General features: G+C 73.3%; 8 protein-coding genes. 4 read left to right on the forward strand and 4 right to left on the reverse strand.

The window, feature by feature from the left end:
• Nucleotides 1-86: 86 nt before the first annotated feature.
• A complete protein-coding gene (locus tag ACFU6K_RS17700) occupies nt 87-779 on the reverse strand; it encodes a metal-dependent transcriptional regulator (RefSeq protein ID WP_049649967.1) in 693 nt (230 codons plus the stop codon).
• A 220-nt stretch (nt 780-999) separates the two neighbouring features.
• On the opposite strand from ACFU6K_RS17700, the gene ACFU6K_RS17705 reads away from it, so the two are divergent.
• From ACFU6K_RS17705 to ACFU6K_RS17715, 3 genes are all read left to right on the forward strand, one after another.
• Entirely contained in the window at nt 1,000-1,764 is a 765-nt protein-coding gene (locus ACFU6K_RS17705; RefSeq protein ID WP_049649966.1) for a sugar isomerase domain-containing protein, read from the forward strand.
• Between the two features lie 302 nt (nt 1,765-2,066).
• Nucleotides 2,067-2,984, forward strand: coding sequence for a DUF4231 domain-containing protein (locus ACFU6K_RS17710; protein WP_380663981.1), 918 nt, complete (start codon nt 2,067-2,069; stop codon nt 2,982-2,984).
• An 11-nt stretch (nt 2,985-2,995) separates the two neighbouring features.
• The gene (locus ACFU6K_RS17715; RefSeq protein ID WP_380663982.1) at nt 2,996-3,907 is read left to right on the forward strand and encodes an alpha/beta fold hydrolase; all 912 of its coding nucleotides are present in this window, start codon (nt 2,996-2,998) and stop codon (nt 3,905-3,907) included.
• Between the two features lie 29 nt (nt 3,908-3,936).
• Here the strand turns inward: ACFU6K_RS17715 and ACFU6K_RS17720 are convergent, their stop codons facing one another.
• The 3 genes from ACFU6K_RS17720 to ACFU6K_RS17730 are packed head-to-tail and all read right to left on the reverse strand — an operon-like array spanning nt 3,937 to nt 10,392.
• Nucleotides 3,937-4,899 carry a 2-hydroxyacid dehydrogenase gene (locus ACFU6K_RS17720; protein WP_380663984.1) on the reverse strand — a complete coding sequence of 321 codons (963 nt, stop codon included), beginning with the start codon at nt 4,897-4,899 and terminating at the stop codon, nt 3,937-3,939.
• A 31-nt stretch (nt 4,900-4,930) separates the two neighbouring features.
• Nucleotides 4,931-8,938 carry an FxSxx-COOH system tetratricopeptide repeat protein gene (gene fxsT / locus ACFU6K_RS17725; protein WP_380663986.1) on the reverse strand — a complete coding sequence of 1,336 codons (4,008 nt, stop codon included), beginning with the start codon at nt 8,936-8,938 and terminating at the stop codon, nt 4,931-4,933.
• The gene (locus ACFU6K_RS17730; RefSeq protein WP_380663988.1) at nt 8,935-10,392 is read right to left on the reverse strand and encodes a TIR-like protein FxsC; all 1,458 of its coding nucleotides are present in this window, start codon (nt 10,390-10,392) and stop codon (nt 8,935-8,937) included. The genes fxsT and ACFU6K_RS17730 overlap by 4 nt, the downstream gene beginning before the upstream one ends.
• A gap of 198 nt (nt 10,393-10,590) precedes the next feature.
• On the opposite strand from ACFU6K_RS17730, the gene ACFU6K_RS17735 reads away from it, so the two are divergent.
• Nucleotides 10,591-10,785: a DUF397 domain-containing protein gene (locus tag ACFU6K_RS17735; protein WP_380663991.1), complete on the forward strand. Its 195-nt coding sequence runs from the start codon at nt 10,591-10,593 to the stop codon at nt 10,783-10,785.
• The last annotated feature ends 22 nt before the right edge of the window (nt 10,786-10,807 follow it).

Below are 10,807 nucleotides of genomic sequence, written 5' to 3' on the forward strand. Positions count from 1 at the left end.
GGAGAGCAGCGGGCCCCTTCGCCGTACCGGGGTACCCGCCGTACCGGAGCACCCGGCGTGCCGGAGTACTCGGGCGCGGTGCGGGCTCAGGCCTGGGCGACGAAGACGTGCTGGGCGATGTCCTTGCCCAGCTCCGCCGCGTTGTCCCCGGTGCCGACCAGCACGCCGCCGACGCCGGCGCTCACCTTGACCGTGGAGCCCGGCCGGACGCCGGCCCGGCGCAGGGTGCTCATCAGCGCGCTGTCCGTCTGGATCGGCTCGCCGATCCGGCGGACCACCACGTCGGCCCCGGCCTCGCCCGGCTTGACGGTGTCCAGCGGGACGAGCCCGGCGTCGAAGCCCTCGCCCTCGGCCTTGGTGTCGCCCAGCTCGTCCAGGCCCGGGATCGGGTTGCCGTACGGGGACTGGGTGGGGTGGCCGAGCATGGCGAGCACCTTGCGCTCGACCGTCTCGCTCATCACGTGCTCCCAGCGGCAGGCCTCCTCGTGCACCTGCTCCCACTCCAGGCCGATCACGTCGACGAGCAGGCACTCGGCGATGCGGTGCTTGCGCATGACGCGCACCGCGAGCCGGCGCCCCTCCTCGGTCAGCTCCAGGTGGCGGTCCCCGGCGACCTGGAGCAGCCCGTCGCGCTCCATCCGGCCGACCGTCTGGCTGACCGTGGGACCGCTCTGTTCCAGGCGCTCGGCGATGCGGGCGCGCATCGGGACGATGCCCTCCTCCTCCAGCTCCAGGATGGTGCGAAGGTACATCTCAGTGGTGTCGATCAGCCCAGACATCGCCGCTGGCTCCGTTCTTCGGTGTCCTCACCGCCAATTCTGACGTACCGGACCGACAACCGGGTCCGCCCCGGGGCTCCGGGGACCCGTTTTGTTCCTGTTGACAACGATGCCGCCGGGGCGCGACCGTGCTCGCCGAAGCTTTCTCCACCGGCGGTCTGGACCACCCGGACCACCCCACCCGGCCGGCTCCCCCACCGGCAGAGAGCGAAGGCAGCAGATGAACGACCTGGTCGGCCGGTACTTCGACGCGGCGATCTCCCACCTCCAGCGGGTCCGCGAGGAGGAGGCCGACACCATCGAGGCTGCCGCCGCACTGCTGGCGGAGGCGATGACCGAGGGTCGCCGGGTCTTCACCTTCGGTGCCGGTCACTCCGCGCTGCCGGCCCAGGACGTGGTCTACCGGGCCGGCGGGCTCGTCCCGGTGAACCTGCTGAACGTGCCCGGGATGGCCGGGGTGACGGTGATGCCCGCGCCGCTGTCCAGCGCGCTGGAGCGGGTCTCCGGACTGGCCACCGCCACCCTGGACCTGACCCCCGCGACCGCCGGGGACCTGCTGTTCGTGATCTCGCTCTCCGGCCGTCAGGTGATGCCGGTCGAGCTGGCCCGGTACGCCCGGGACCGCGGCCTCAAGGTCGTCGGTGTGACCTCGCTCGCGTACCCGCGGGAGGTGCCCTCGGCGCACCCGACCGGCACCTACCTGAAGGACCACTGCGACGTGGTACTGGACAGCAAGATCGCGGTCGGCGACGGCGAGCTGACCCACCCCGGCGCCGAGACCACCTTCGGCCCGGTCTCCACCATCGTGACCAGCGCGCTGATGCAGGCCGTGGTCGCCTCGGCGGTCGGCCGGCTGGCCGACCGGGCGGCCGCCGGGGAGTGCCCCGCGCCGCCGCTGTTCCGCTCCGGCAACGTCCCGGGCGGCACCGAGTGGAACGCCAAGCAGATGGCCGAGAACGCCGAGCGGGTCTTCTACACCTACTGAGCCGCGCTCGCGCCCGGCCGAACCCGCCGAGCCGCACTCCCGCCCGGCCGAACCCGCCGGTCCGCACCGGCAGGTCGCCCGCGCACACCCCTCGGCCGCCGCACGCCCCCGCCGCCTCCCCGCACGCTGGGTGCTGGACCGAACACGGGGAGTACCGGACAACCACCGGGTCTTCCCGGCCACATCCGGCCGCCCCGGCCGTCACCAGGCGTACCGGCGAGCCGCCCGGGGCAGGAGAGCGGTGCGACCGGAGCGACTGGTGGGGGCCGAACATGGCGTCTGTTGCGGGACGGACCGGGTGGGTGCGTGAGCGGGACCTGCTGCCCGAGTTCTTCTGGGCCGCCGACGCGGCCTCACTGCGCGGGCAGCGGCGCTCGGTGCTGCTCTCCGCGTGGGAGCTGGTCCTGCTGGTGGTCGCCGCGGCGACCGGCTCCGCCGACGGCGAGCCCTGGGCCTGGCCGGCGGCGGCCGCCTACCTCGGCGCGATCGCGCTGGCGGTGGTGGTCAGCCGGCAGAACCCGCAGGGCCTCTGGTACGAGGGCCGGGCGGCCGCCGAGTCGGTGAAGACGCTGGCCTGGAAGTACGCCGTCCGGGCCGACGCCTACCAGCCCCCGCCGCGCCCCCTGCCGGACGCGGAGGGGCTGTACCGCTTCCAACTCGCCCGGGTGCTCGGCGCGTTCCGGGAGACCCCGGTGGGCGTCCCGGACGCCGGGGTGGAGATCACCCCGGCGATGCGCGACCTGCGCGGGCAACCGCTGGCGGTGCGCCGCGAGGTGTACCTGGCCGAGCGGATCCGGCTGCAGCACGACTGGTACCGCGCCAAGGCCCGCTACTGCGCCCGCGCCGGGCACTGGGCCGGGGTGCTGGGCGTGCTGCTGCCCGCGCTCGGCCTGGTGCTCGCCGTCCTGCGGGCGCTCGGCGCGTTCGGCTACGACGCGCTGGGCACGGTCTCGGCGGTGGCCGCCTCGGTCGCCGCCTGGGCGCAGCTGCGCCAGTACCGGCCGCTGGCCGCCGCGTACGCCCTGGCCGCCGAGGAGCTGGCGCAGGTCCAGCGCCAACTCGCCCAGCTGGACCTGGAGTCGATGGAGGCCGAGGAGGTCTGGGCCCGCCTGGCCCGGGACGCCGAGGACGCGATCTCCCGCGAGCACACCACCTGGCAGGCCCGCCGGGAGGTGCGCACCACCACCGACCGGGAGCACGCAACCGACCCGGAGCACTGAGGAGGCCGCAGGTGTCGTTACGGACGGTCAAGACGGCGGACGACCGCGCTCTCGCCGTGGAGTCCCTCGGCGACCCGCGCGGCCGTCCGGTCTTCCTGCTGCACGGCATGCCCGGCAGCCGGGTCGGCCCGCACCCGCGCAGCACGGTGCTGTACCGGCTGGGCGTACGGCTCATCTCGTACGACCGGCCCGGCTACGGCGACTCGACCCGGCTGTTCGGCCGCCGGGTGAGCGCGGCGGCCGCGGACGTGCGGACCATCGCGGACGAGTTCGGGCTGGAGAACTTCGCGGTGCTCGGCCGCTCCGGCGGCGGCCCGCACGCGCTGGCCTGCGCGGCGCTGCTGCCGGAGCGGGTCAGCCGGGCGGCGGTGCTGGTCGGCCTGGCCCCGCGCAACGCGGCCGGACTGGACTGGTACGCGGGGATGACCCCGTCCAACGTCCGCGCCTACAAGGAGGCCGAGCGCGGGCACGGCCGGATCGCCGACGCGATGGAGTTCCGCTCCCGGCAGATCAAGGACGACCCGGTCCGGCTGCTGAACGGGCTGCGCACCGAACTCTCCGCCGCCGACCGGGAGGTGGTGGCCGACAGCGGGCTGCGGCGGATGCTCCAGAGCAACTACCGGGAGGCGTTCCGGCACGGCGCGGACGGCTGGATCGACGACGTGCTGGCCTTCACCGCCGACTGGGGGTTCGAGGTCGGGTCGGTCCGGGTGCCGACCTGGCTCTGGCACGGCGCGGACGACCAGTTCTCGCCGGTCGACCACTCCCGCTGGCTGGCCGACCACATCCCGGACGCCGAGCTGTTCCTGGAGCCCGGCGCCGCGCACTTCGGGGCGTTCCGGGTGATGACCACCGCGCTGGCCTGGGCGGCCGGTTGGGGCGCCCCGGGGGGTTCGGACCCGCACCGGCGTCCGGGGCGCTGAGCCGCCGCCGTCAGGGCTGCCCCGGAGGATCAGGCCCTCACCGGCGTCAGGGGCGCCGAGCCGCCGAGCACCGCCAGCACGTTGTCCACCGCCAGGCCGCCCATCGCCTGCCGGGTGCGGACGGTGGCGCTGCCCAGGTGCGGGGCGAGCACGGCGCGCTCCTGGGCGAGCAGCGCGGCCGGGACGGCCGGCTCGCGCTCGAAGTTGTCCACGGCGGCGGCGAACAGCGCGCCGGACTCCAGCGCGGTGGCCAGCGCCTCCTCGTCCACCACGCCCGCGGTCATGCTGACCACCACCGCGCCGCGCGGCAGCAGGGCGAGCCTGCGGGCGTCCAGCAGGTGCCGGGTGTCGGCGGTGAACGGGCAGGTGACGACCAGCACGGTGGAGGTGGCGAGCAGCTCGTCCAGCGGCTTCCAGTCGGCGCCCCCGGCCTGCTCGGGCGGCAGTTCGCGGCGGTTGTGGTAGCCGACCGGCATGTCGAAGGCGCGGGCCCGGCGGGCCACCGCCTGCCCGATCCGGCCCATGCCGAGCACGCCCAGCGGGGTGCCGGCCAGTTCCAGGCCGAGCAGGAAGTTCGGCGCCCAGGTCCAGGGCGCGCCGGAGCGCAGCAGCCGCTCGCCCTCGCCGAGCCGGCGGGTGGCGGCCAGCAGCAGCGCCCAGGCCATGTCGGCGGTGGCGGTGGTGAGCACGCCGGGGGTGTTGGTGACCAGCACCCCGCGTTCGGCGCAGGCGGCCACGTCCACGTTGTGGTAGCCGACGGCGTGGTTGGCGACGACGGCCAGCCCCGGGCCGGCCGCGTCGAGGAACTCGGCGTCCACCCGGTCGTCCAGGGTGGTGATCACGGCCCGCCGGCCGCGGACGGCGTCCAGCAGGGCGGCCCGGTCCATCGCCAGGTCGGAGTCGTGGCAGGTGACGGCGTGGTGCGCGGTGAGCCGTTCGACGACGCCGGGGGCGAGGCGCCGGGTGACCAGGACCGGGGGCGGGGTGCTCATGGTCCGGCAGCGTACCCCGCCCCCTTCCCGGTCAGACCGGCTGCGGTTCCAGGTCCCGGTTGATCCGCTTCCAGCCGCGCGCGGAGACCGTGTTGGGGTGCTCCTCGCCGAACTGCCGGATCAGCTCGGAGATCGCCCGGGCCCGCAGCTCGGCGGCCTGGGTGTGCCGCCCGCCCGACCGCAGGGTGATCGCCAGGTTGGCCTCGCAGGCCACCGCGTCCGGGTGCTGGGCGCTGTAGCGGTCGCAGAGCCCCTGGTACGCGGCCCGGCCGAGCCGCTCGGCGCGGTCCAGCTGCCCGTCGTCGCCGTAGGCGTTGGCCAGGTTGATCATCGCGTTGAGGGTGTACGGGTGCTCGGGCCCGACCGAGCGGGTCAGCCCCTCGAAGGTGAGCCGGCCGCGCTCGATGGCGCCCGGGATGTCGCCGCTGCCCCGCAGGTAGATGCCGAGGTTGTTGGCGCAGGCCAGGGTGAACGGGTGCTCGTCGCCGAACAGCCGCCGGTGGCCCTCGAAGACGGTGGAGCAGAGGTCGCGGGCGGCCTCCTTGTCGCCGGAGGCGCTGTGGTCGGCGGCCAGGTTGAGCGCGCAGGCCAGCGCGTCGGGGGCGTCGGCGCCGTAGCGCTCCAGGTAGCGCTCGTAGGTCTCCTTGGTGATCCGGCGGGCCTCGGCGAGCTGGCCGATCCGGCGCAGCGAGACGGCCAGCGACTTGGCGTTGCGCAGGTTCTCCGGCAGGTCCGGGTCGAGCACGTCGCCGAGGTCGGAGGTGACCTCCTGGAGCAGGTCCACCGAGCCGCGGTAGTCGCCGAGTTCGCGCAGGTCGCGGGCCAGGTTGGACTTGGTGGAGAGGGTGTACGGGTGCTTGGGGCCGAGGACGGCGGTGCGCCGGTCGAGGGTCTCCTGGTCGAGCTCGCGGGCCGCCTCGCTGTCGCCGACCAGCCGGTAGTCGATCGCCAGGTTGTTCGCCATGGAGAGCGTGCGCGGGTTGTCGTCGCCGAACAACTCGCGGAACTGGTCGAGGATTTCACGGTCGAGGTCGAGGGCGGCCTGGAACCGGCCGAGCGCCCTGCGGTCGGCGCCGAGCGAGCCGGCCGTCATCAGGGTGTACGGGTGGTGCTCGCCGAGCAGGGCCCGCTGGCGCTCCAGGGTGTCCTCGTCCAGGGCCAGCGCCTCGCCGTAGTTCCCCTGGGAGCGCAGCACGTTGGCGAGCTGGAAGCGCAGCAGCAGGGTCTGCCGGTCGTCCTCGCCGAGCTTGCCGGTCCACTCCACGTCCAGGGCGTGGCCGAGGTCGCGGGCGCGGTCGAGCTCGCCGCGCTTCCACAGGTAGCGGACCCGGTCGATGAGCAGCTGGCGGGTGTCCGCCTCGTCGCAGTTGTGCGCCTTGGACGGCGACAGGTGCGGCCAGATCTCGTCGAAGGCGGGCCAGTTGGCCGGGTCGTCGGTGTCGCCGAGGACGGGCCGGGCGCCGGTGAGGATGCGGTGCACCTCGTGGACGGCGACCTCCTGCTCGTCGGCGGTCATCCCGGCCCGGATCACCGCCTGGACGAGCCGGTGCACCTGGAAGCTGTTGCTGCCGGCGTCGACCTTGGCCAGCGCGTACCGGCCGATCGCCTGGATCACCTTGCCCAGCATGAACTTGTCGCTGAGGTCGGCGTCGAACCGCACCAGTGCCCGGATCATCTGGTCGCTGTAGAAGAGGTTCATCGAGATCGGCTCGGGCGCGAAGAACGCGCAGAGCTGGAGCAGCCGGACGGCCGCCGGGGACTGCTGGCGCAGCCGTCCGATCGACACGTTCCAGGTCGCGGCGACCGGGGTCGGGTAGTCGGCCGGGCGGCCGACGGCCAGCGCGCGGGCGGCCTCGGCGTGCAGCTGGGAGACGTAGGTCTCCACCGGGGTGCCGGTGGTGTCCAGCCAGGCGGCGGCCACCTCGACGGCCAGCGGCAGGTCGCCGACCGCCTCGGCGACCCGGTCGGCGTCCGGGCGGGAGAGGCTGCGGGCGCGCCGGCACAGGTGCTCGACGCTCTCCCCGCGGGTGAAGACGTCGACCTCCAGCGCCTCGGCGTGCCCGGTCCAGGCCTGGTTGCGGGAGGTGACCAGGATGTGGCCGGAGCCGCCGGGGAAGAACCGGCGGATCTCGGCGGGCTCGTCGGCGTTGTCGAAGATCAGCAGCCAGCGCGAGGTGGGCACGCCGCGCCGCAGCGCCTCCCGGGCCGCCTCGGCGGCCTCGGTGACCGAGTCGCCGACCCGCAGGCCGAGCCGGCGGGCGAGTTCGGCGAGCGCCGGGGCGACCAGCTCGGTCTGCTCGGCGTCGATCCACCAGACCAGGTCGTAGTCGGACATGAAGCGGTGGGCGTACTCCAGGGCCACCTGGGTCTTGCCGACGCCGCCGAGCCCGTACAGGGTCTGCGGGGTGGGCAGCACGGCCGCCATGCCGCCGCGCAGCTGGTTGCGCAGCTGCTCCAGGACGGCGGCGCGGCCGGTGAAGGAGGGGTTGCGCGGCGGGACGTCCCACACCGAGGGCTTGCTGCCGGGGAAGCGCGGGCCGCCGCTAGGCGCGTCGTCGAGCGGGGTGTCGCCGCGGCCGAGCGCGCGCAGCAGGCTCTGGATCGACTGGGTCTCGTCGCGCCCGACCAGGTCGACCGGGTTGCGGTTGCTGAACGGCGCGGTGAGCCGGACGTCGCCGACCCGGACCGGCAGCAGCTGGCGCCGGGTGCCGGAGGGGTCGGAGCTGACCACCGATTCCCACAGCGCCCGCGCCTGCGGGGAGCGCTGGTAGGCGGGCGAGAGCACGGCCACCGTCCGGTACGCGGAGTCGATGCCGCGCTCGGTCTCCTCGCGCGGGTCGGTGCCGGCGCTGAGGTCGCGCGGCAGCACCCGGAAGCCCGCCCTGGTCAGGACGGACTCGATCCAGTCCGCCCACATCCGGTCCTCGGGGACGTAGGAGAGGTAGAGGTCGGCGGGCACGGACGGGCGGCGGCGGGTGAACGCGTCCACGTAGCGCAGCCGCACCTCCTCGTCCATCGGCGGCAGGCCGGCCGCCCGGCCCTCGGTGATCATGGAGGTCAGCCGCTCGCAGGCGGCCAGCATCGAGGTGGGCGTGCCGGTCTGGTCGCCGAAGGTCGCGAGGATCTCCTCGTAGGCGTAGAACGGCCGGTACGGGATCTCCACCGAGCCCCAGTACTGGGCGAGTTCCTCGCCCTCGAAGCCGGTCGGCAGCCCGTCGAAGCGGACCCGGGCGAGGGCGCGGCCGGCGTCCGCCTTCTCCTTCTCGCCCTCGTCGATGCGCATCGGGACGGGCAGGATGCGGATGCCGCGCTCACGATAACGGTCGTGGATGTGCTGGGCGATCCGCGAGGCGCCGTCGATGGACTGGTCGCTGAGGGTGAAGCAGACCACCAGGTCGTCGGGCATCTGGACGGTGCAGATCTCGGCGATGTCGGACAGGCCGGTGCGGGAGTCGATCAGCACGTAGTCGTAGCGCTTGGCCATGTCGGCCTTGAGGGCGTCGAAGAACTGCCCGCCGTCGAAGCGGTCGTAGAAGATGTCCCAGTCGAGGTGGGTGACGGCCTCGGAGTAGTCGCGGTTGAACTGGCCCGCGGAGAGGAAGTCCAGGCTGCCGCCGGCCGGGAAGTGCGGCCAGGTGAGCGAGAGCGCGTGCGGGTGCACCCGGGCGAAGTCCAGGTGCCAGCCCTCGGCGTGCTCGACCGGGCGCAGCGCCTCCTCCCGGTACTCGGCGATCAGGTCCATCATGCCGGTGGTGCCGGCCAGCGAGGCCTGGTCGAGGAACGGGTGGAAGAACTTGGCGAGGCCGGGCGCCTCCAGGTCCCAGTCCACGGTGAGCACGCGGAACCCGTTGGCGGCCAGGATCCAGGCGGTGTTGGCGAGCGCCATGGTGCGGCCGGTGCCGCCCTTGTACGAGTAGAAGGTGATGATCCGGCCGTTGCGGTCCTGCTCCGCCGCCTGCCGCCCGGCCTCCCGCTGGGCGGCCAGCTCGGCGGCGGTGAGGCCGCCGAGGCGCAGGTTCCTCGTGACGTTGTCACTCATCGTGGTCCTCCCAAGGGCGCCATCCCGTCATCGGGTTCATCGCCGTCGTCACGGTACGGTGCGTGCTCGCGGTGCGGGTCGTTGCCGTTGTTCCGACTTCGGTGCTGGGTGCGGCCGTTGCCGTTGCTTCTGCTGTCGGCGGGCTCGTCCCCCTGGTCGTCCCCGAAGGGGTCCGCCGGGGCTCCGTCCGGTCCGTACCCGCCTCCTGGGCGCCGGAACGCGTCCCGCAGGCTCGGCCGCGGTGGCGGCGGTTCCTCCGGTTCGGCCCGGGTGCGGCCCTCGAAGGCGTACTTGGCCTTCATCGCCGCCCGGGGCAGCGCGTCGTCGAAGTCCTCCAGCGTGTGCAGCCCGGTCGGGCCGGTCGCGCCGAGGAAGCTCGGCCGGCTCGCCCGCCGGGTGATCCGCAGCGCCTCGTCGCTCAAGTCGCCCAGTTCGTCGGCGCATTCGGCGCACTCGGGGTCGTCGCCGTTGAACGGTTCCAGGATGCTCACCCAGGTGGCGTCCGAGCGGTCGAAGCGCCGGACCAGTTCGCGCCGGCGCGGGTCGCGCAGCGCCCAGCGGTCGAGCAGCAGCAGGCCGGGGGCCTCGGCGTTGCCGTCGATGATCGACTCGACCTCGTCGTCGAACTCGTGCACGGTCGGTTGGAACCCCAACTGCCGTGCGAGGCGGGCCGCGTGCTGGGCGATCGGCGAGCCGACCGGCCGGTACGGATGCCAGTCGGTGCGCCGTTCACCGTAGTAGTCGGGGCTGCGGTCGGCGGGCAACTCGTTCTGGTGGTACGAGAGTACGGAGATCCGCAGCTGCTTGGTCGGGGCGGTGACGTTGAAGGCGCTCGGGAGGGCGTTGAACTCCAGCCGCCGCCCGACCGGGATCACCGTCTCCTCGGCGACCTGGACGATCCGGGCCGCCAGCCGGTGCACGGCCAGCTCGTAGGAGGAGCGGAAGTAGCTGAGCTTCATCAGCGCGTAGAGCCCCTCGGTGGCGTACTCGGGCCCGAAGCTCGTGTGGTTGAACTGGAGTTCACTGGCCACGTTCGGCAGCCGGTAGCGGCTCATCGGCGCCCACAGCACCGGCACGATGCCGCTGGTGCGCTCGGAGTCGAGGTTCGCCGGGTAGACCGGTCGACGGGTGAAGGCGTGCCACTCCTGGCCGCACGGGACGCTGTTGAAGTACCTCGGGGAGTAGAGGGGTACGAACACCCGGCACGTCGCCAACTCGTCGGACAGCCGTTCGGCCCACAACTCGCCCTGGTGCATGGATTCGTCCATGAAGCCGACCGCGACCCCGTCCGGGACGGTGGTGAGCTGGAGCACCGCCTCGCAGAGATCCCGGTACAACTGCCTGACCCAGTGGTTCGGATCGCTCGCGCCCCGCGCACCGGCCTTGGGGGTGTGCGCGTAGGAGAGGAAGAAGTACGGCCGGGCGTCGTCCTCGTCCCAGCCCCGGTCAGTCACACGCGCCTCCCCCGGGCCCGTCGGCAAACCTGCCTCCCGCAGCCCCCGTGCGGCGGGGCTTCAGTGTAGGAACGACTGACACCCCAATGGAATAGCACAACGTCTCGCACGAATTGACATGACCGAAACGATGCCGCCACCCGTGCACAGGGAGCAGTACCCTCGTTCCGGCCGCCACGCACCACCAGGAGGGCATCCGTGGACCACCTCGACTGGCAGAGGTCCAGTACCAGCAGCGACAAGGATGACTGGATCGAGATCGCCTCCGAGGGCGATCACGTCTACATCCGGCAGTCCAACGACCCCACCCTCGTCGTCACCACCACCCGTATCAAGTTCAACGCCTGGGTCCGCGGTGCCAAGGCCGGCGAGTTCGACCACTTCGTCGCCTGACCCCGTCCGGACAGCGGAACGC

The organism is Kitasatospora sp. NPDC057512 (assembly GCF_042802135.1).
In the GTDB taxonomy this organism is placed as follows: domain Bacteria; phylum Actinomycetota; class Actinomycetes; order Streptomycetales; family Streptomycetaceae; genus Kitasatospora.